General features: G+C 72.9%; 15 protein-coding genes and 1 tRNA gene. 10 read left to right on the top strand and 6 right to left on the bottom strand.

Annotation, left to right across the window (positions count from 1 at the left end; genetic code table 11):
* Positions 1-156: 156 nt before the first annotated feature.
* A complete protein-coding gene (locus ACFU74_RS16530) occupies positions 157-732 on the top strand; it encodes a TerD family protein (RefSeq protein ID WP_380757073.1) in 576 nt (191 codons plus the stop codon).
* Positions 733-786: 54 nt separating this feature from the next.
* Entirely contained in the window at positions 787-1,899 is a 1,113-nt protein-coding gene (locus tag ACFU74_RS16525; protein ID WP_380757070.1) for a DUF475 domain-containing protein, read from the top strand.
* An 87-nt stretch (positions 1,900-1,986) separates the two neighbouring features.
* On the opposite strand, the gene ACFU74_RS16520 is transcribed toward ACFU74_RS16525, so the two are convergent.
* A complete protein-coding gene (locus ACFU74_RS16520) occupies positions 1,987-3,111 on the bottom strand; it encodes a DUF2637 domain-containing protein (protein ID WP_380757068.1) in 1,125 nt (374 codons plus the stop codon).
* Between the two features lie 345 nt (positions 3,112-3,456).
* Between ACFU74_RS16520 and ACFU74_RS16515 the strand changes: the two genes are divergently transcribed.
* A complete protein-coding gene (locus ACFU74_RS16515) occupies positions 3,457-4,185 on the top strand; it encodes a Tellurium resistance (protein ID WP_380757066.1) in 729 nt (242 codons plus the stop codon).
* A gap of 84 nt (positions 4,186-4,269) precedes the next feature.
* Here ACFU74_RS16515 and ACFU74_RS16510 read toward each other — a convergent pair whose 3' ends face one another.
* Entirely contained in the window at positions 4,270-5,337 is a 1,068-nt protein-coding gene (locus ACFU74_RS16510; protein WP_380757064.1) for a TerD family protein, read from the bottom strand.
* A gap of 321 nt (positions 5,338-5,658) precedes the next feature.
* Between ACFU74_RS16510 and ACFU74_RS16505 the strand changes: the two genes are divergently transcribed.
* From ACFU74_RS16505 to ACFU74_RS16495, 3 genes are read left to right on the top strand one after another with little or no spacing between them, the layout of a single operon-like run.
* On the top strand, positions 5,659-6,870 hold the full coding sequence (locus tag ACFU74_RS16505; RefSeq protein WP_380757062.1) for an HpcH/HpaI aldolase/citrate lyase family protein: 1,212 nt from the start codon (positions 5,659-5,661) through the stop codon (positions 6,868-6,870).
* Between the two features lie 59 nt (positions 6,871-6,929).
* On the top strand, positions 6,930-9,515 hold the full coding sequence (locus ACFU74_RS16500) for a phosphoribosyltransferase (protein ID WP_380757060.1): 2,586 nt from the start codon (positions 6,930-6,932) through the stop codon (positions 9,513-9,515).
* A gap of 5 nt (positions 9,516-9,520) precedes the next feature.
* The gene (locus ACFU74_RS16495) at positions 9,521-10,420 is read left to right on the top strand and encodes an HAD family hydrolase (protein WP_380757058.1); all 900 of its coding nucleotides are present in this window, start codon (positions 9,521-9,523) and stop codon (positions 10,418-10,420) included.
* A 35-nt stretch (positions 10,421-10,455) separates the two neighbouring features.
* On the opposite strand, the gene ACFU74_RS16490 is transcribed toward ACFU74_RS16495, so the two are convergent.
* Both ACFU74_RS16490 and ACFU74_RS16485 read right to left on the bottom strand, forming a co-directional pair.
* Entirely contained in the window at positions 10,456-10,683 is a 228-nt protein-coding gene (locus ACFU74_RS16490) for a zinc ribbon domain-containing protein (protein WP_380757056.1), read from the bottom strand.
* A 53-nt stretch (positions 10,684-10,736) separates the two neighbouring features.
* Positions 10,737-12,059 (bottom strand): hypothetical protein, encoded by a 1,323-nt coding sequence (locus tag ACFU74_RS16485; RefSeq protein ID WP_380757054.1) that lies wholly within the window; start codon positions 12,057-12,059, stop codon positions 10,737-10,739.
* A 218-nt stretch (positions 12,060-12,277) separates the two neighbouring features.
* On the opposite strand from ACFU74_RS16485, the gene ACFU74_RS16480 reads away from it, so the two are divergent.
* Positions 12,278-12,352: transfer RNA gene (locus ACFU74_RS16480), tRNA-Val, on the top strand.
* A 62-nt stretch (positions 12,353-12,414) separates the two neighbouring features.
* Here ACFU74_RS16480 and ACFU74_RS16475 read toward each other — a convergent pair.
* Complete coding sequence (locus tag ACFU74_RS16475; RefSeq protein ID WP_380757052.1) at positions 12,415-13,674, bottom strand: restriction endonuclease; 1,260 nt, start codon at positions 13,672-13,674, stop codon at positions 12,415-12,417.
* 169 nt (positions 13,675-13,843) lie between these two features.
* Here ACFU74_RS16475 and ACFU74_RS16470 point away from each other — a divergent pair, with 169 nt between their 5' ends.
* The gene (locus tag ACFU74_RS16470) at positions 13,844-16,357 is read left to right on the top strand and encodes an ATP-dependent Clp protease ATP-binding subunit (protein WP_380757050.1); all 2,514 of its coding nucleotides are present in this window, start codon (positions 13,844-13,846) and stop codon (positions 16,355-16,357) included.
* A gap of 87 nt (positions 16,358-16,444) precedes the next feature.
* Here ACFU74_RS16470 and ACFU74_RS16465 read toward each other — a convergent pair whose 3' ends face one another.
* Positions 16,445-17,317: a metallophosphoesterase family protein gene (locus ACFU74_RS16465; RefSeq protein ID WP_380757047.1), complete on the bottom strand. Its 873-nt coding sequence runs from the start codon at positions 17,315-17,317 to the stop codon at positions 16,445-16,447.
* Positions 17,318-17,488: 171 nt separating this feature from the next.
* Here ACFU74_RS16465 and ACFU74_RS16460 point away from each other — a divergent pair, with 171 nt between their 5' ends.
* Positions 17,489-18,358, top strand: coding sequence for a serine protease (locus ACFU74_RS16460; protein ID WP_380757045.1), 870 nt, complete (start codon positions 17,489-17,491; stop codon positions 18,356-18,358).
* A 155-nt stretch (positions 18,359-18,513) separates the two neighbouring features.
* Positions 18,514-19,971 (top strand): S28 family serine protease, encoded by a 1,458-nt coding sequence (locus tag ACFU74_RS16455; RefSeq protein WP_380757042.1) that lies wholly within the window; start codon positions 18,514-18,516, stop codon positions 19,969-19,971.
* Positions 19,972-20,024: the final 53 nt, after the last annotated feature.

The raw sequence follows: 20,024 nt of genomic DNA, 5'->3' as shown, positions 1-20,024 counted from the left end.
CGACGGCGTCGGCGGCCGCCCCGGCCGTTCCGTCGTTCCCGCAGCACTGGAAGGATGGGAGTTCAGGAAAGTTCAGCCGGCCGGAAGGGGCCGGCCGGGGTCGCGGGGGAATAGACCTGAGATGCGCCCCGGGAGGCAAGGGAGGAAGGACAGCCCATGAGTGTCACGCTCGCCAAGGGCGGCAACGTCTCGCTCACGAAGGCCGCGCCGAACCTGACGCAGGTGCAGGTCGGTCTCGGCTGGGACGCCCGGTCCACGACCGGCGCGCCCTTCGACCTCGACGCGAGTGCCCTGCTCTGCTCGAACAACCGGGTGCTGGGCGACGAGTACTTCGTCTTCTACAACAACCTCAAGAGCCCCGAGGGCTCGGTCGAGCACACCGGTGACAACCTCACCGGTGACGGCGACGGCGACGACGAGGTGGTCCTGGTCAACCTGGACCTGGTGCCGGCTCAGGTCGACAAGATCGCCTTCCCGGTGTCCATCTACGACGCCGAGAACCGGTCGCAGAACTTCGGCCAGGTCCGCAACGCCTACATCCGGGTGGTCAACTCGGTGGACGGCCAGGAGATCGCCCGCTACGACCTCTCCGAGGACGCGTCCAGCGAGACCGCGATGATCTTCGGCGAGCTGTACCGGTACGCGGGCGAGTGGAAGTTCCGCGCGGTGGGCCAGGGCTACGCGTCGGGCCTGCGGGGCATTGCTCTCGATTTCGGCGTAAACGTACAGTAAAGGCCGCGATCGTCATGATCGTCCCGCCCTGAACCCGAAAGGTAACCAAGTCCCGTGTTCCTCCGCACATTCGGCTGGTCATTCGCGATCACCATCCTCGGACTGATCGCCGCCGGCCTGCTCTGGGGAGCCGAGGGATTCGGCGTCGTGCTGATCCTCTCCATCCTGGAGATCTCCCTCTCGTTCGACAACGCGGTGGTCAATGCCACGGTGTTGAAGCGGATGAACCCGTACTGGCAGAAGATCTTCCTGACCATCGGCGTGCTGATCGCCGTGTTCGGTATGCGGCTGATCTTCCCGCTGCTGGTCGTCGGCCTCACCGCGCACCTCAACCCGGCGACGGTCATCGACCTCGCGCTGCACAGCGACAAGACGTACGAGGGCCTCACCTACGGCCAGTACCTGGAGGAGGCCAACCCGGCCATCGCCGCCTTCGGCGGCGTCTTCCTGCTGATGATCTTCCTCGACTTCATCTTCGAGGAGAAGGACTACAACTGGCTGGCCTGGATCGAGCGCCCGCTGCAGAAGGTCGGCAAGCTGGAGGCCTTCTCCACCGTCGTCGCCCTGGTGACGCTGCTGCTCATGTCCAACTTCTTCGCCGGTGACCACGCCGAGACGGTGCTCCTCGCCGGCGTGCTCGGCCTCATCACCTACCTCGCCGTCAACGGCCTCGCCTCGGTCTTCGAGTCGGGGCTGGAGGAGGAGGTCGAGAAGGAGGAGGCGGCGGAGAAGGCCGGCAAGTCGATCGTCCAGGTCGGCGGCAAGGCCGCGTTCTTCCTCTTCATGTACCTGGAGGTGCTGGACGCGTCCTTCTCCTTCGACGGCGTGGTCAGCGCGTTCGCCATCTCCAACGACATCTTCCAGATCACCCTGGGCCTCGGCATCGGCGCGATGTACATCCGCTCGCTGACCGTCTTCCTGGTCCGCAAGGGCACCCTGGACGACTACGTCTACCTGGAGCACGGCGCGCACTACGCGATCGGCGCGCTCGCGGTGATCCTGATGGTCGGGATAGAGCACCACATCCCGGAGATCGTCACCGGCCTGATCGGCGTCGCCTTCATCGCCCTCGCGCTCGGCTCGTCGATCCTGCGCAACCGGCGCGAGGGCACCGGCGGCGGGGGAGACGGGGACGGGGAGAAGGAACTGGTGGGCAGCGCCCAGTAGTCCCTCGGCACCCTCCGCGGCAATGCCGAACGGCCGTTCCTCCCGAGTGGGGAACGGCCGTTCGGCGTCGTACGGGGCGGATGCCGCTCAGCCGAGCTGCTGCTCGATGGCGCGCAGCTTGCGCTCCAGCGAGTCCAGCTTGGGCATCGACAGGGTGTCGTCGTCCGGCGTCAGGTCGATGGCCGAGCTGCTGCGGTAGGACGACGAGGAGGCCGAGGAAGCGGAGGAGGCCGAGGCGGAGGCGGTGCCGCGGGTCCGGCGGCCGGTCTCCAGGGAGCTGAGCGCGGCGGGCTCCAGCGCGGAGGCGCCGGCGGTGGTGGAGAGGGCGTCGGTCCCGGCGGCTAGGGCAGGCTCCGTAGCGCTCGGGCCGTCTCCGGCGGCAGCGAGGGCGGGCACCTGGCGACCGCCGCGGTTGCGGGAGAGCATGCCGCCCGACTGGCGCGAGATGGCCTTCAGCTCGGCGCGCTCGCGGCGGTCGGCACTGCGGGCCCGGATCTTGGCGTCCAGCTTGGCCTGGCGCTCCTCGCGCACCTCCTCGACCGCCTCGTCCAGGCTGCGGACGTTCTCCAGCAGCATCAGCGACCAGGCGGCGTAGGTCTCCCGGGGCGCGCGCAGCCAGCGGACGATGCGGATCTGCGGCAGCGGGCGGGGGACGAGGCCCTGCTCGCGCAGCGCGGCCTTGCGGGTCTGCTTCAGCGCGCGGTCGAAGAGGATCGCGGCCGAGATCGACATGCCGGAGAAGAACTCCGGGGCGCCGTCGTGCGAGATGCCGCGCGGGGCGTGCACCCAGTTGAACCAGGCCGAGGCGATCGCGAACACCCAGACCAGCAGGCGCGAGCCGAGCGCCGCGTCACCGTGGCTGGCCTCGCGGACGGCGAGCACCGAGCAGAACATCGCCGCGCCGTCCAGGCCGAACGGCACCAGGTACTCCCAGCCGTTCGACAGGCCGAGGTTCTCCTTGCCGAAGCCGACCAGGCCGTGGAAGGAGAGCGCGGCCGCGACGCCGGCGCAGCAGAACAGCAGGACGTAGGAGGAGATCCCGTAGATCATCTCCTTGCGCCGGCGGCGCTCCTCGCTGCGCTCCCAGGAGTCGCCGGCGTCCTGCTTCCGGTTGTTGTTCTTGAAGCGCAGCGTCGCCACCAGGATGGCGGTGAACAGCAGGGCTGCGCCGCCGATGACGGTCCAGACCAGCTGTATGGAGGTCAGGTTCATTGCGGGTCGGGCCTCGGGTTTCCGCAGGGGACAGGTCACAGTGCGACACGGTGGTCAGGGCCCGTCCCCGGGACCGGGCCTGACGATGCGTCGTGGTCGGACGGGTGGCCCGGCGCGCCCGGACAGGGGGCGGGCGGGACACCTGTGCGGCTAGACGATATCGCGTCCGAAGGGGCCGCATGGTACGGGAGGTGGGCTTCGCCCCGCCAATCGACCCGCCGGTGTCCGGGCGGTGTCCGCGCAGCGGCGGTGGGTAGGGGAGTTCGGGTACCCGGCGGGCGGGTTGATGCCCGATCATGGAGCGGCGGACCGCCAGAGCGACTGGCGGGGCTGGGGGAGGACGGCATGGCCTCGATTTGGGAGTACCTGCGCGGGGAGCGGAACACCCTCGACACGGGCGGCCAGTTCAAGGTCACCCTGACCAAGTCGTCGCCGCAGCACGCGATCACCGGTGCGGCGGCGACCACCGGCTACCTCTACGTCAACCTGCACTGGACCACCCGGACGGGGGCGCCGCGGGCGTCCGCCCGGGATACCGTGCGACGGCTCTTCAACCCGCGCATCCTCAGGCCGATGGAGCCGGACGCCGGCCAGAGCGCCCAGCACAACGTCGACCTCGACCTGGCCTGCATGTACGAGTTGACGGACGGCAAGCGGGGTGTGGTGCAGCCGCTGGGCGGCCTCCTCGGGGACCTCCAGCACCCGCCGTACGTCAAGCTCAGCGGCGACGACCAGTACGGTGCGCCGTCCGGCGAGACGATGTACATCAACCTGGAGAAGAAGGACCAGTTCAAGCGGCTGCTGGTGTTCGTGTACATCTACGACGGCACGCCGGCGTTCGAGCAGGCCAACGCGGTGGTGACGATCGTGCCGCAGTCCGGGCCGCGGATCGAGGTCAAGCTGGAGGAGCGGGCCCCGGCGGCGCGGTCCTGCGCGGTGGTGCTGATCGAGAACTCCGGGGACAACACGCTCACGGTGCGGCGCGAGGTGCGCTACGTGAACGGGTTCCAGGCGGACCTCGACCGGCTGTACGGCTTCGGGATGCAGTGGCAGCGCGGGTACAAGGCGGAGTGAGCCCCGGCCCGGCGGCCGTCTGGGCGGGGGCTCCGGGGGCGGTTGCGGCGGCGGTGGTGGTTGCCGCGGCGGGCCGGCGCGGGCCTAGCGCGGCTGGAACTGCGGGCCCTGTGGGGGCAGCGCGAACTCCTCGGCGGCGGGCGTCGGCTGCGGCGCGGGGGGCGCGGTGTTCGGCGGCGGGTAGCCGTAGCCGCCCTGCTGCTGCGGGTGGTCGTATCCCGGGGGCTGGGGCTGGGGCTGCGGCTGGGGGTAGCCGTAGCCGGCCTGCTGGGGGTGGCCGTAGCCGCCCTGCTGCGGGGGCCGGGGCGCGGTGTTCGGCGGCGGGTAGCCGTAACCGGGCTGGCCGGCCGGCGGCGTGTTCGGGGCCGGCGGGACGTTCGGCGGCACCGTCGGCGGGTTGGGCGGCGGCGGGGGCGTGTTGACCGGGACGCCGACCGGCGCCGGGGCGCCCTGGGCGGCGGCCTGCGGCTGCGGGACGGCCGGGGCCAGGGTGAAGGTGCCGGGCTCGGGGCGGCCGGCCGGCCGGGGGTCGGGCAGCGCGGTCCGCGGGTCCGCGGCCGGGGTGGCGGGCGGCCCGGCCTGGGCCGGGGCGGACGCGGCGCCCTCGTCCTCGACGGTGATGCCGAAGTCGGTGGCCAGGCCGATCAGCCCGGAGGCGTACCCCTGGCCGACGGCGCGGAACTTCCAGGTGCCCGCCCGGCGGTAGAGCTCGCCCGCGACCAGCGCGGTGACCTCGTCCCCGTCGGCCATCGCGAACTCGGCCAGGGGCGGTGCCCCGTCGCCGGCCGCGGCGTCGAACAGCTGCAGGCGCAGCCCGCCCACCGCGCGGAACGATCCGCCCTCGGAGGACCCGGCCAGCACCACCCGGTCGACGTCGGCCGGCAGCTTGGCGAGTTCGGCCTCGACGGTGTCGGTGATCTCGCCGCCGCCGGCGGTCTGCTGCTTGGGCAGGTGGCGCACCAGGCCGGACGGATGGCGCGGCTGGTTGTAGAAGACGAAGTCGGCATCCGAACGGACCTTGCCGCCCGGGCCGAGCAGCAGTGCGGAGGCGTCCACGTCCGGCGCACCGGGCGTGGCGCTCCAGCGCAGCACGGCGCGGACCGCCGCCACCGGCAGTGCGATGTTGGCGCCCTTGGCCATCACGTGCGTCATAGCCGACCATCCTGCCTGTTCGCCACCCCTTCGGACAACGTGACCGGGGGAGGCGTCGTGGTGGGACTTTGCCAATGCTTGCGGTTTGTGAAGTGGAGGGTAACCTTCCGAGAATTCGCCATTGCGGAACCGGCGCGCGCCCGGAGCCGTCCGTACGATGGGCGGGCGGGGGCCTCGCAGGCCGGTCGACGGTGACCGGCGGGATCCGGGCCGGGAACCACCAGGGCCGTCGAGCCGGTTGAACCGGGTGTAGCACCGGGGCTCCTCACCGCCCCTCCCCGCCTCCGCCGGACCGGCGGCCGAACTCCTGAGGAGAGCACCTTGCGCCACTTCGGCCACCTCGCGGACGACGTCCGCGACCGGCTCTTTCTCGCGGCGCCGGGCGAGTTCACCCCGGACGGCGACCCGGCCGTGCTGGCCACCGCGCTGGGCGCCACGCTCTACAGTCCGGCCACCCGGCCCACCCTGCGCGCCGACATCCGCAAGCAGGCCGCCCAGGGCGTTGTCTCGATGGTCCTCTGCCTGGAGGACGCCATCGCCGACCACGAGGTGCCGGACGCCGAGGCCAATCTGGTGGCCCGGCTCGGCGAGCTGTGGGCGGAGGTCACGGAGGGTGCCGACGCGACCGAAGCCTCCACCGGTTGCACACAGGATCTTCCCCTCCTCTTCATCAGAGTGCGGACCGCCGCCCAGCTCACCGACCTCGCCGAGCGACTCGGACCGGCGATCGGCGTGCTCACCGGCTTCGTGCTGCCCAAGTTCACCGAGGAGACCGGCGGGGACTTCCTGGAGGCGCTCGCCGCGGCCGGGACGGCGAGCGGGCACCGGCTGTTCGCCATGCCGGTCCTGGAGTCCCCCGAGCTCGCCCACCTGGAGACCCGCCGCGAGCAGCTGTTCGGGATAGCCCGGCTGCTCGACAAGCACCGCGAGCGCGTCCTCGCCGTCCGCCTCGGCGTCACCGACCTCTGCTCCGCCTACGGCCTGCGCCGCTCGCCCGACCTGACCGCGTACGACGTCGCCCTGGTCGCCTCGGTGATCGGCGACGTGGTCAACGTGCTCGGCCGCGCCGACGGCACCGGGTTCACCGTCACCGGACCGGTCTGGGAGTACTTCCCGGTCCAGGAGCGGATGTTCAAGCCGCAGCTGCGCCGCACCCCGTTCGCCGAGGCCGAGCCCTCGCGCGAGGCGGTCCGCCGGCGGATCATCGAGCACGACCTCGACGGGCTGATCCGCGAGATCGAACTCGACCGCGCCAACGGCCTGTTGGGAAAGACCTGCATCCACCCCAGCCATGTGCCCGCGGTGCACGCGCTCTCCGTCGTCACGCACGAGGAGTACAGCGACGCCCGCGACATCCTCCAGCAGGAGCGCGGCGGGGGCGGGGTGCTGCGCTCGGCGTACACCAACAAGATGAACGAGGCCAAGCCGCACCGGGCCTGGGCGGAGCGGGTGATGCTGCGCGCCGAGGTGTTCGGGGTGGCCCGCGAGGACGTCAGCTTCGCGGAGCTGCTGGCGGCCTGCCTCTGCCGCTGAGACGGCCCTCCTCCGACCGTTTGCCCACCGCACCGCACCACCGAAAGCAGGACCCCTTCGTGACAGCAGCAGAGCAGGCGCGCACCGGAGCGCAGGAGCGCGCCGACGAGCAGGAGTGGACCGGCCGCTGGGTGACCGAGCGGGCCGGCGTCACGCTGACCGGCTCCGAGCGCCTCCCCGAACTGGTCGGCCTCGCCCTGCGGGAGAACCGCAAGCGCGCCCACCTGCTGGTCTCCACCGTGCTCGGCAAGCACGTCCCGCAGCGCCCCGCCGTGGTGCACGGCGCCGGCCTCGAACTCGGCCGCCGGGTCCGCGAGCTGCTCGGCCCGCTCGACGGGCAGGCCCTCGAACGCGCCGTCGTGCTCGGCTACGCGGAGACCGCCACCGGCCTCGGCCACAGCGTCGCCGACGGGCTGGACGCCCCCTACCTGCACTCCACCCGCCGCCCGGTGCCCGGGATCGCCCCGCTCGGCGGGTTCGAGGAGGAGCACTCGCACGCCACCTCCCACCTGCTGCTGCCCGCCGACCCCGGGCTGCTGGCCGGCGACGGGCCGCTCGTGCTGGTGGACGACGAGTTCTCCACCGGCACCACCGTGCTCAACACCATCCGCACCCTGCACGCCCGGCACCCGCGCGAGCACTACGTGGTGGTCGCGCTGGTCGACCTGCGCGGCGCCGCGGACCGGAAGCGGCTCGCCGACACCGCCGCCGAACTCGGGGTCCGGCTGGACCTGGTGGCGCTGGCCGGCGGCGGCGTCGACCTGCCCGCGGACATCCTGGAGCGGGCCGAGCGGCTGATCGCCGAGGCCGGGCCGGTGGTCGTCCCGGCGGCCCCGTCCGTTCCTTCCGTCCCGGCTACCCCGGCGGACCCGGCTACCCCGGCGGACCCGGCTACCCCGGCGGCGCCGCTGGTGCGGGTCGACCTGGCCTGGCCCGCGGGGCTGCCCGACGGCGGGCGGCACGGCTTCACCCCGGAGCACCGGGTACGGCTGGAGGCGGCGCTGCCCGCGCTGGCGGAGCAGCTGGCGGAGGCCGTCGGCGTCGGCGAGGGCCACGAGGGTGACGGGGGCGACGGGGACGGCGGCGGGCGGGTGCTGGTGCTCGGCTTCGAGGAGCTGATGTACGCCCCGCTGCGCCTCGCCGGCGCCCTCGCCGAGCGGCTGCCCGGCGGCGCCGACCGCGTCCACAGCTCGACCACCACCCGCTCGCCCGTCCTCGCCGTCGACGACCCCGGCTACGCCATCCGCACCCGGCTGGCCTTCCCCGCCCACGACGACCCGGCCGACGACTCCTCGCGCGAGCGCTACGCCTACAACGTCGCCCCCGGCGCCGACCCGGCCCGCCGCTTCGCCACCGTGGTGCTGGTCGTCGACGACGTCGCCGACACCCCCGCCCTGCACCGGGGCGAGCGGGCCCTGCTCGGCCAGCTGCGACAGGTCACCGACCGGGTGGTGCTCGCCGTGCTGCCGTCCCACCGGCCCGCCGCCGCGCTGCCGCGGCCGCTGTACGGCCCGGAGTTCTCCTCCTACCGCGCCGACGAGGTGGGCTGGCTGCTCAAGGACCTCTCCGGCGTCGCCCTGGAGGCGCCCACCGAGGAGCGCGAGGAGGCCGTGCAGAGCGGCGGCGCCCACTACGCCGAGTCGCTGCCGGTCGAGTACCAGCCGAGCCCCGAGTACCAGGAGCTGTTCCACCAGGCGCTGCGGGCCTCCGCCCGGCGGATCGCGCTCGCCGTCGGCACCGTCGCCGAGACCCTGCTGCGCGAACGCGGCCCGGGCCTGGTGCTCGCCTCGCTGGCCCGCGCCGGCACGCCGGTCGGCATCCTGATCCGCCGCTGGCTCGCCGCCGGGCACGGCGTCGACGCCCCGCACTACGCCGTCTCCATCGTCCGCGGCCGCGGCATCGACCCGGTCGCCCTGCGCTACCTGGACGCCCGCCACCGGGCCGCCGACGTGGTGTTCGTCGACGGCTGGACCGGCAAGGGCGCGATCACCCGGGAACTCGCCGAGGCGCTCGCCGGCACGGGCTTCGACCCCGGCCTCGCCGTCCTCGCCGACCCCGGCCGCTGCGTGGCCACCTTCGGCACCCGGGACGACTTCCTGATCCCCTCCGCCTGCCTCAACTCGACCGTCTCCGGCCTGGTCTCGCGCACCGTGCTGCGCGCCGACCTGATCGGCCCGGACGACTTCCACGGCGCCAAGCACTACACCGAACTGGCCGGCGCGGACGTCTCCGGCGCCTTCCTGGACACCGTCGCCGACCACTTCGCGGACGTCCGGGCCGAGGCCGTCGCGGCCGCCGGGCGCTTCCTCGCCCCCGAGCACGCCGCCGAGCGCGCCCCCGACTGGGCCGGCTGGGCCGCCGTCGAGCGGATCAGCGCCGAGTTCGGCATCGACAACGTCAACCTGGTCAAGCCCGGCGTCGGCGAGACCACCCGGGTCATGCTGCGCCGCGTCCCCTGGCGGGTGCTGGCCCGGCGCGGCGCGGGCGCCGACCTCGACCACGTCCGGCTGCTCGCCGCCCAGCGGGGGGTCCCGGTCGAGGAGGTGGACGACCTGCCGTACTCCTGCGTCGGCCTCATCCACCCCCGCTACACCCGTGGGGCGACCGGCGCCTCCGGCACGGCCGTCCTGGTGAAGGAGTCCTGAGCCCGATGACTGGTTACCTGAGCGGTGGCATGAACGGCGGCGCCGCGGGCCGTTTCGTCGTCGCGAGCGACCTCGACCGCACCCTGATCTACTCCAACCGCGCCCTCGCCCTCGACGTGCCGGACCGGCTCGCGCCGCGGCTGCTCTCGGTCGAGGTGCACGACGGCAAGGCGCTCTCCTTCATGACCGAGGAGGCCGCCGAACTGCTCGTCGAACTCGCCCGCGAGGCGGTGCTCGTCCCCGCCACCACCCGCACCCGGGCCCAGTACGAGCGGGTCAACCTCCCGGGCCCGACACCCGGCTGGGTCCCGCCGTACGCCATCTGCGCCAACGGCGGGCGGCTGCTCGTCGACGGCGTGCCGGACGCCGACTGGCAGGACGAGATGGCCGCCCGGCTGGCCGGCGGGGCGGCGCCGCTGGCCGAGGTGGTCGAGCACCTGGCGCTCTGCGCCGACCCCGAGTGGACGCACAAGCGGCGGGTCGCCGACGAGCTGTTCGCCTACCTGGTCGTCGAGCGCGCCGAACTGCCGCAGGGCTGGCTCGCGGAGCTCACCGGCTGGTGCGCGGAGCGCGGGTGGACCGTCTCGCTCCAGGGGCGCAAGGTGTACGCGGTGCCGGCGCCGCTCAGCAAGAGCGCGGCGCTCGCCGAGGTCGTGCGGCGGGTCGGCGGGGCGACGGTGCTCTCCGCCGGGGACTCGCTGCTCGACGCCGACCTGCTGCGCGCCGCCGACGCCGCCTGGCGGCCCGGCCACGGCGAGCTGGCCGACACCGGGTGGACGGCGCCCGGCGTCACCGCGCTGGACGAGGTGGGCGTGGCGGCGGGCGAGGAGATCGTCCGCCGCTTCCTGGCCCGGGTGCGCGGCGAGGCCGTCGAGCCCGCCGCCGAGGCCGTCCGGGTGTCCTAGTCCTAGCGCCTTCCTGGAGCTCTCCTGGCGCCCTCCTAGCCGCAGCACCCGCCGCCGCAGCAGCCCCCGCCGCCACCGGCCGACGGGGCCTGCTGCGGGGCGCCGGCGGCGGAGGCCGCACCGGTGACGGCGACGGTCGACAGCAGCTTCACGGTGTCCGGGTGGCCCTGCGGGCAGACGGCGGGGTCGTTGGCCTGCGCCATCGGACGGCGCAGCTCGAAGGTGGCGCCACAGGCGCGGCAGCGGAAGTCGTAACGAGGCATGCCCGCCAGCGTATCCGCGCCGCCGCCCGCTGTCCGGCCCGCTGTCCGGCCCGCTACCTCGTTCCGCCGCCCAGCTCGCCGCGGATCAGCTCCACCACGTCGGCCGCCGTCTCCCGCACCGCCGCCAGCTCGGTCAGGAACCGCCAGTAGTCCGGGTGCCGCCCGGCCGACTCCAGCTCCGCCACCGCGCGGTCCAGCCGGGCCACCGCCGCGTCCAGCGGCCCCGCGTGCCGCGGATCCGGCGCGTGCCGCCCGGCCATCGCGAGCCGCTGGGCGTCCCGCAGGGCGAACCGGGCGCGCTCGACCTCCCTGTTGGGGTCGATCTGCACCTCGTTCAGCTGCCGCAGCCGCTCGTTCACCGCGACCACCGACCCGTCCGCCGTCTCCAGCAGCGCCCGCACCGTCCCCAGCGCGCCGGTGGCGTCCGCCCAGCGCTGCTCGTCCCGGGCCCGGGCGGCCTCGGCGAGCTTGCCCTCGGCGGCCTGCCGCGTCTCCGCGACCTGGTCCGGCACCCGCTGCAGGTCCTGCCAGCACGCGGTGGTGAACCGCCGGCGCAGCTCGCTCAGCGCCGGCTCCACCGTCGCGGCCTTCGTTTCCAGCGCCTGGATCCTGGTCCGCAGGCTGGCCACCCGGCGGTCGATCTCCCGGGCCCGCTCCGGCAGTTGCCCGGCCTCCGCCGCGACCGCCTCCGCGCGCTCGCGCACCCGGTCCGCGCGCTCCAGCGTCCCCGGCACACCGTGCTGCGCCACGCCCTCGTTCAGCCGCCCCAGCTCCGGCGCCAGCTCGGCCAGCCGCACCGCCAGCTCGTCCGCCCGCAGCCCGGCGCCGCGCGCGGCGTCCAACGCGTTGCTGGCGGCCAGCAGCGCCCGCTTGGCCTGCTCGATCGCCGGGGTCACCCGCATCAGCTGCTGCTCGGCCCGCTCCAGGGCCGGCTGCAGCTTGCGCAGGAAGTCGTTCAGCTCCGCGAGCGCCGACCCGAGCTGCCCCTTCACGTCGTCCAGCTGGTGCTTGGCGCGGGCGGCCGTCCCTGACTCCAGGTCCTCCGCGTCCAGGTCGTGCGCGTCGAGGGCGGTCAGGTAGTTCACGGTCACCTGGTCGACCCGGCCGGAGATCGCCTCGAAGTCCGCCACCGCCCGCCGCGCCGTCGCGCTGTCCCCGGCGGAGCGCACCGTCTCCACCGCCAGCCGCGCCTCGCGCTGGGTGGAGTCCACGTCGTAGAAAGCCTGCTGCGCCGCATCCCGCGCCGCCCGGGCGTCCGCCCGCATGCCGTCCCCGCCGCGCCGCCCGAACCAGCCCCCACCGGCTCCGAACGACGCCGCCCCCGCGGCCCCCAGCGCACCCGCGACGACCAGCGGCAGCAACAGCGCCTCGGCCACCGCGCTCCCCGGCCACCGCCGCCCCCGCCCGCCTCCGCCGGCCACCCTCACTGCGCGCTCCCTGGTTCGCGACCGTTGATCCACCGCCCATTCTTCCCGATCACCCCGCCCCACCGGCACCCCACCCACCCCGCCCCCCGACCACCTGCACCACACCGCCCCCCGGACCAGGTACCCTAAGCATTCGTCGTGCGCCCGAACCGGGCCCACACGACCGGGGGCGCGTAGCTCAGCGGTAGAGCGCTGCTCTTACAAAGCAGATGTCGGCGGTTCGAAACCGTCCGCGCCCACCAGCAGAGAAGGGCCAGTTCGGAGGCATGATCCTCCCGAACTGGCCCTTGATCGTTTCGGAGCCTTAGCTAGCCGGGCTGTGCTTTGGCGACGGAGCGGACGGTGGGGCGGGGTATCGCTGGGCCAGCCATGCTTCGACTGCTGCCTTGGATGTGTAGCCGTGCTGGCGTAGGAGGTCGACGATGTCGCGGCCGCAGATCAGGACGACAGGGTGCTGATCGTCACGGATCTCCTGCTGCATCTGCTGGTTGAAATACGACGTCGTCACGAGGACCCCGAAGTTCCGGTGGCGCAGGCGCGAGATCAGTCGGCTTCCTTCCTTGACGCCGACTGACTGGTCCGGCGACTTGCACTTGGCCTCAAGGGCGAAGTCGATGGCGATCCGATCCGCTGGAGGACCGAGGTGGTACTGGCCTACGGCGTCGCGCCCGCCATCTCGGCTTCTGCGGGTCACTTCGACCTGGCCGGTTGCCGGTGCGAGGAGGCGCCACAGCTCCACCGCGCACGGCTCGAATTCGTGTTCGCGGCCGCGGAAGTGCTCACGGATTGCTGCCAGCACCTCCCAGGACTCAGGGTCGGACGGAAGCTGTGCCTCTGGGCTGCGGATGGCGGTCGTGGTCGGTGCGGTGAGCGGAATGTAGGAGCGGGTTTCGACCCAGGTGTGCCATACAACGGGGCAGCCGCCCTCCAAGGGGTCGCCGCCCTTGATGAGGTGCTGGATCCACGTGCGTGGGATGACGGCCTGGTCCAGCACAGTGAACCGGGCACGGTAGTTCTGGAAGCGCTGGCCACCGGTCGTCCGCCAGATGGCGGCGAGTTCGTCGTCTGAGGTGAGGGACGGGCCGCCAGGCGCGAGCAGGCCGCGGAACCGGACGTCGTAGCCGGTGGGGCCGGCTTTCTCGAACAGCAGGAACGGCGGTATTCGGCGCCGTTCTCCGGGGCCTGCGTGGGAGGCGGCGAAGACATTCCGGAGCAGGAGGTTGCCGCCTCGCGACGTCTCGTGGAGTTCGTGGCCCGGCTTCCTGTTGTCGCCGTAGTAGGTGAACGTTCCGGTCTGCGGATCGAGGGCGTCCGGCCAGTCGGGCTGCCGACCGGTGGTGTAGAGGACCGCCAGGCTGGCCGCTTTCGTCATCGGCGACCGGGACATCCGGAAACCGCCCCGGTTGCCCACTCCCTGGATGAGCTTGCTGATCGGCTCATCCGCGATGTTCTTCTTGATGCCGCCCGGATAGAGCGCGTCGAGTTGGAGGTCGACACCGGGCAGTGCGTCGAAGGCTGCTGCAGGCTGTCCGCTCTGGGACGAGGGTGCGCTGGGCGTGGGCACGTACTGGGCTCCGTTCCGCTCGACAGACAGGACGTATGTGCGAATGGGGAGTCTCTCGCGGGCGTTCTCACTGCCTGACGTCGGGGCGGTCCGGGTGGCGGCGCTTGGGGGGGGGGGGGTGGTGGGGTGTGTTTGTGTGGCGCTAACCGTTTGGGAGAGGTGAGCCTCCGTGTCCGTGCCGCCGTTCGGTTCAAATGACCCTTTCTCCGATCTGCTCAGCCGGTTCTTCGGGATGAGCCCGCTGGCGTCGCCGCCCGCCGTGCAGCGGGTGCCGATCGGGCGGCTGCTGAGTGAGTCGGCGCAGGAGCTGCTCGCCACGGCCGCTCAGCGGGCCGCCGGGGACGGGAGCAGTGATCTCGACACCGCGCACCTGGCGTGGGCGGCCACCCGGGTGGAGCCGTCGCGGCGGATGCTGGAGCGGGCGGGGATCGATCCGGACCGGTTGGCGGAGGACCTGGGGAAGGTCCTGCCGGCCGGGGGTGAGGAGGGGGCGCCGGCGGTGGACGGGCGGCCCGCGTTGACGCCGGCCGCGAAGCGGGCGCTGCTGGCCGCGCACGCCCGGTCGCAGGGGGCCGGGGCCTCGTACATCGGGCCGGAGCACATCCTCGGCGCGCTGCTGGAGGAGGAGCGGTCGGGGGCGGGGGCGGCGTTGCGCAATGTCGCGCCCTCGCAGGAGACGCTGCGCAGCGTCCTCGGCGGTGAGCGCGGCGAGCGCGGTGAACGCGGTGAGCGCGGCGAGCGGAGCCAGGGCGGGGACCGGCAGAGCTCGACGCCGACGCTGGACGAGTACGGCCGCGACCTCACCGAGGAGGCCAGGGCGGGCCGGCTGGACCCGGTGGTCGGCCGGGCCGAGGAGATCGAGCAGACCGTCGAGATCCTCTCCCGCCGCACCAAGAACAACCCGGTGCTGATCGGCGAGCCGGGGGTCGGCAAGACGGCGATCGTGGAGGGCCTGGCGCAGCGGATCGTCTCCGGGGACGTCCCGCAGAGCCTCAAGGAGAAGCGGGTCGTCACGCTGGACCTCACCGCGCTGGTGGCCGGGTCCAAGTACCGGGGCGAGTTCGAGGAGCGGCTGAAGAGCGTGATCGACGAGGTCACGGCGGCCGAGCAGAGCGTGATCCTCTTCCTCGACGAGCTGCACACCGTGGTCGGCGCGGGCAGTGGCGGCGAGGGGTCGATGGACGCGGGCAACATCCTCAAGCCGGCACTGGCCCGCGGCGAGCTGAGCGTGGTCGGCGCGACCACCCTGGACGAGTACCGCAAGCACGTCGAGAAGGACGCCGCGCTGGAGCGCCGCTTCCAGCCGGTGCTGGTGCCGGAGCCGAGCGTCGAGGAGACGGTCGAGATCCTCCAGGGCCTGCGCGACGCCTACGAGGCGCACCACCAGGTGCGGTTCACCGACGAGGCGCTGGACGCGGCCGCCGCGCTCTCCGACCGCTACGTCAGCGACCGCTTCCTGCCGGACAAGGCGATCGACCTGCTGGACCAGGCCGGCGCCCGGGTGCGGCTGCGCAGCCTGAGCGGTTCCACGCTCGCGATGCCGGTCCAGGACCGGATCACCAAGCTGCGCCGCGAGCTGGAGGAGGCGGTGGCGGACGAGGAGTTCGTCCGGGCCGCCAATCTGAAGACCGAGCTGCGGCAGACCGAGGACGAGCTGGCCGCGATCGCCGAGTCCCGCGAGGAGGTCGTGGCGGTCACCGCGCAGGACATCGCCCAGGTGCTCTCCAGCCGCACCGGCATCCCGGTCGCCGAACTGAACGCGACCGAGCGCGAGCGGCTGCTGAGGCTGGAGGAGCACCTGCACGAGAAGGTGATCGGCCAGGACCAGGCGGTCACGGCGGTCGCCCAGGCGGTGCGGCGCGGCCGGGCGGGGATGGGGGACCCGGACCGGCCGACCGGCTCGTTCCTGTTCCTCGGCCCGACCGGGGTCGGCAAGACCGAACTCGCCAAGGCGCTGGCCGCGCTGCTGTTCGGCGACCCGGACCGGATGATCCGCTTCGACATGAGCGAGTTCCAGGAGAAGCACACCGTCTCCCGGCTGGTCGGCTCCCCCCCCGGGTACGTCGGCTACGACGAGGCGGGCCAGCTCACCGAGGCGGTGCGCCGCAAGCCGTACAGCGTGCTGCTGTTCGACGAGGTGGAGAAGGCCCACCCGGACGTCTTCAACCTGCTGCTCCAGGTGCTGGACGACGGCCGGCTGACGGACGCGCAGGGCCGCACCGTCGACTTCCGCAACACCGTGGTGATCATGACGAGCAACATCGGCTCGCAGCGGATCCTCGACCACGCGGGCGACGTCGGCGAGATCAGAGAGGATCTGATGCGGGACCTGCGCGGGCGGTTCCGGCCGGAGTTCCTCAACCGGATCGACGAGGTGATCGTCTTCCACGCGCTCACCCGCAAGGACCTGCTCCAGGTGGTGGACCTGCTGCTGGACCGCTCCCGGCGCCGCCTCAAGGCGCAGGACATCGGGCTGGAGGTGACGGAGGGGGCGAAGGAGTGGCTGGTGAACCGCGGCTACCAGCCGGAGTTCGGGGCCCGGCCGCTGCGGCGGACGATCCAGCAGGAGCTGGACAACCGGATCTCCAACCTGCTGCTGGACGGCACCGTGCGGGAGGGGGACACCCTCGTCGCGGAGGTGTCGGACGGGGGGCTGACGGTGGCGGTCGCCCGCCCCGAGTAGCGGCCCCCGGGCAGCGGGAGACGGCGGACGGCGGACAGCGGACGGCGCGCGCGGGAGCCCCCGGCGCGCCGTTCGCGTCCGCGCCGGTCAGGCGCCCGGGAAGACCTCGCGCAGCAGCGGGTCCGGCAGGCCGCGCTTGCCCCACTCGCGCGGGTAGCCGAGCGAGACCTCCTCGAACGGGACGCCGTCGTAGCTGGTGCGCCGGGGGATGTGCAGGTGCCCGTAGATCATCGTGGCGGTGTTGAACCGGCGGTGCCAGTCCGCGGTCAGCTCGGTGCCGCACCACTGGGCGAACTCGGGGTACCAGAGGACCTCGGTGGGCTGCCGGACCAGCGGGTAGTGGTTGACCAGCACCAGCGGCAGTTCGGGGTCGTGCTCGGTGAGCCGCTTCTCGGTCAGCCGGACGCGCTCGCGGCACCAGGTGTCGCGGTCCGGGAACGGGTCCGGGTGCAGGAAGCGCTCGTCCGCGCAGACGATGCCGGAGGCGAAGGCGGCGGCCAGCGACTCCTCCTTGGTGGTGGTGCCGGGTGCCCGGAAGGAGTAGTCGTACAGCAGGAACAGCGGGGCGACGGCGACCGGCCCGCCCGCGCCGGTCCACACCGGGTAGGGGTCCTCGGGGGTGACCACGCCGAGCTCGGCGCAGATGCCCAGCAGGTGCTCGTAGCGTTCGACGCCGCGCAGCTGGACCGGGTCGTTGGGGTGGGTCCACAGCTCGTGGTTGCCGGGGGCCCAGATGACCTTGGCGAACCGTTCGGCGAGCAGGCCGAGGGCCCAGCGGATGGTGGTGGTGGACTCGGCCACGTCGCCGGCCACGATCAGCCAGTCGTCCGGCGAGCCGGGCCGCAGCTGTTCGACCAGGTCGCGGTTCTGCTGGTACGAGACGTGCAGGTCGCTCACGGCGAGCAGCCGCCCCGCGGTCCCGCCCCCTCGCGTGCCGTCCGTGTGGTTGTCGCCCGCCATGTCAGCCCCCCAGGTGGTCGTCCCTGCCGTTCGGGCCACAGTACCGGGGTCCGGCGGCCGGAACACGGTGTCCGGAACACGGTGTCCGGATCTCCGTTCGGCGTTCGATCCCTTGACAGGGCGTCATGTCCGCGCCAGCTTTGGGGCACCCCCCACACCGAGAGGTCTCTCATGAAGAAGCCGCTCATAGGCACGCTGGCCGCGCTCCTCACCGCCGGGGCGACCGCCCTCGCCGGAGCCCCGGCCGCGACCGCCACCACGACCACCGCGGCCGGCGCCGCCGAATCGGCGCAGGCCGGCAAGGTCGCCGCCGTCACCTTCGCCGGCACCGTGGCCCTCAGCAACTGTTCCGGCTCGCTCGTCCGGCTCCCCGCCTCCACCGCCAACGACCCGGCGCTGGTGCTCTCCAACGGCCACTGCCTGGAGAACGGCATGCCCGGCCCCGGCCAGGTGGTCGTCAACCAGGCCTCCAGCCGCAGCTTCACCCTGCTGAACGCGAGCGGCGGATCGCTCGGCACGCTGCGCGCCAACAAGCTGCTCTACGGCACCATGACCGACACCGACGTGTCGATCTACCAGCTGAACACGACCTACGCCGCGATCCAGTCGCGCTACGGCATCGCCCCGCTGACGGTCGCGGCCACCCACCCCGTCCAGGGCACCTCGATCAAGGTCGTCTCCGGGTACTGGAAGCGGATCTACTCCTGCTCGGCCGACGGCTTCGCCTACCGCCTGAAGGAAGCGGACTGGACCTTCAAGGACTCCCTCCGCTACACCTCCACCTGCAACGTCATCGGCGGCACCTCCGGCTCGCCGGTCGTGGACGCCACCAGCGGCCAGGTCGTCGCGGTGAACAACACGATCAACGAGAGCGGCCAGCGCTGCACCCTGAACAACCCGTGCGAGGTGGACCAGAACGGCGCGGTGACCGTCCGTCCGGGCATCGGGTACGCCCAGCAGACGTACACCATCCCCGGCTGCTTCAGCACCGGGAACAGGCTCGACCTGACGAAGGCCGACTGCACCCTGCCGCGCCCCTGACCAGCACTTTCGTCCCTGATGGGTCATCCGCGACCGGCGGGTGGCCCATTCGGCCGTCTACCGGACGGCCGGTCCGCCCGGCGGCCGCGTGCCGGCTGCCGGAGAGTGGTACGGACCACGGTACCGCCCAGTTCCGTTGAACCGATGGAGAGTTGATGACCACCACGATCAGAAGACTGCTGGTCGCCGTTCTGCTGATACCGCTGCTGGGCCTCGGCCTCGCCCCGACGGCCCTCGCCGCCGGGACGGAGGCGCCCGGAGCCGCGTCGGCCGCCGACGACCCGTCGGCCGACATCAAGGACCGCCTGGCGGCGATCCGCGGCCTGACCGTCACCGAGGAGCAGCCCACCACCACCGGCCACCGCTTCTTCCTGCTCACCTACACCCAGCCGGTCGACCACAACCGCCCCTGGCTGGGCAGCTTCCAGCAGCGGCTCAGCGTGCTGCACCGCGGCTACGACCGGCCGACCGTCTTCTTCACCAACGGCTACGCGCTGCGCACCGCGCCCACCCGCACCGAGCCGGCCCGGCTGGTCGACGGCAACCAGGTCTCCATCGAGTACCGCTTCTTCACGCCGTCCCGGCCCGAGCCCGCCGACTGGTCCAAGGCCGGCATCAAGCAGGCGGCCACCGACGCCCACCGGCTGATCACCGCGCTGAAGCGGATCTACCAGCAGGAGTGGCTCTCCACCGGCGGCTCCAAGGGCGGCATGTCCTCCACCTACCACCGCCGCTTCTTCCCGGACGACGTGGACGGCACCATCGCCTACGTCGCGCCGAACGACGTCGACGACCGCGAGGACTCCGCGTACAGCCGGTTCTTCCGGAACGTCGGCACCCCCGAGTGCCGCGCCGCACTGACCGCCACCCAGCGTGAGCTGCTGGCCCGCCGCGACCGGCTGGGGGCCCGCTACGCCGCCGACAACGCCGCCGCCGGCTCCGCCTTCACCACCATCGGCAGCGCCGACCGGGCCTACGAGCTCGCCGTGCTGGACTCGGTCTGGGCGTTCTGGCAGTACAGCCTGGAGGCCGACTGCGTGAACGTCCCGGGCACCGCCGGCACCGACGACGCGCTGTACGCCTGGCTGGACGCGCAGGTCGGCATCACCGGCAACAGCGACCAGGCGCTCGCCGGGTACACCGCGTACTACTACCAGGCCGGCACCGAGCTGGGCTCGCCCGCCTTCGACGTCTCGCACCTCAAGGGCCTGCTGCGCTACGACTACAAGGAGCTGTACGCGCCGCGCAGCTACGTGCCGCGCAGCATCCCGATGCGGTTCGACCCGTCCGCCATGCGCGACATCGACCGCTGGGTGCGCCACTCCGCCGAGCGGATCATCTACGTCTACGGCCAGAACGACCCGTGGGGCGCCGAGCCGTTCCGCCTCGGCCGGGGCAGCGAGGACAGCTACGTCTACACCGTGCCCGGTGGCAACCACGGCGCGAACATCTCCCGGCTGCCGGCCGCCGAGTCCGCGGCGGCCACCGCCAAGGTGCTGGAGTGGGCCGGCCTCGGTGACGCCGCCGCCAACGCGCTGACCGGCCGGTACCAGGTGCCGCCGATCGGTCCGCTGGACGAGGCGGGGCTGAAGCTGGACCGCGTCCGGCTGTAGTCCGCTCCACCGGTACGACCACGACGAAGGGCCGCCCGCCGCCGGGCGGCCCT

Origin of the sequence: Kitasatospora sp. NPDC057500, from assembly GCF_042802195.1 — a bacterium.
Lineage (GTDB): Bacteria > Actinomycetota > Actinomycetes > Streptomycetales > Streptomycetaceae > Kitasatospora.
Note: the sequence above shows the minus strand (reverse complement) of the source record. Positions and strands in the feature narration are given on the sequence as shown.

Excerpts from the sequence above, each read along its gene's own strand:
- ACFU74_RS16515 (WP_380757066.1), top strand. The coding sequence starts at position 3,457 with ATGGCCTCGATTTGGGAGTACCTGCGCGGGGAGCGGAACACCCTCGAC.
- ACFU74_RS16455 (WP_380757042.1), top strand. The coding sequence starts at position 18,514 with ATGACCACCACGATCAGAAGACTGCTGGTCGCCGTTCTGCTGATACCG.
- ACFU74_RS16530 (WP_380757073.1), top strand. The coding sequence starts at position 157 with ATGAGTGTCACGCTCGCCAAGGGCGGCAACGTCTCGCTCACGAAGGCC.
- ACFU74_RS16490 (WP_380757056.1), bottom strand. The coding sequence starts at position 10,683 with ATGCCTCGTTACGACTTCCGCTGCCGCGCCTGTGGCGCCACCTTCGAG.
- ACFU74_RS16510 (WP_380757064.1), bottom strand. The coding sequence starts at position 5,337 with ATGACGCACGTGATGGCCAAGGGCGCCAACATCGCACTGCCGGTGGCG.
- ACFU74_RS16495 (WP_380757058.1), top strand. The coding sequence starts at position 9,521 with ATGACTGGTTACCTGAGCGGTGGCATGAACGGCGGCGCCGCGGGCCGT.
- ACFU74_RS16460 (WP_380757045.1), top strand. The coding sequence starts at position 17,489 with ATGAAGAAGCCGCTCATAGGCACGCTGGCCGCGCTCCTCACCGCCGGG.
- ACFU74_RS16465 (WP_380757047.1), bottom strand. The coding sequence starts at position 17,317 with ATGGCGGGCGACAACCACACGGACGGCACGCGAGGGGGCGGGACCGCG.
- ACFU74_RS16520 (WP_380757068.1), bottom strand. The coding sequence starts at position 3,111 with ATGAACCTGACCTCCATACAGCTGGTCTGGACCGTCATCGGCGGCGCA.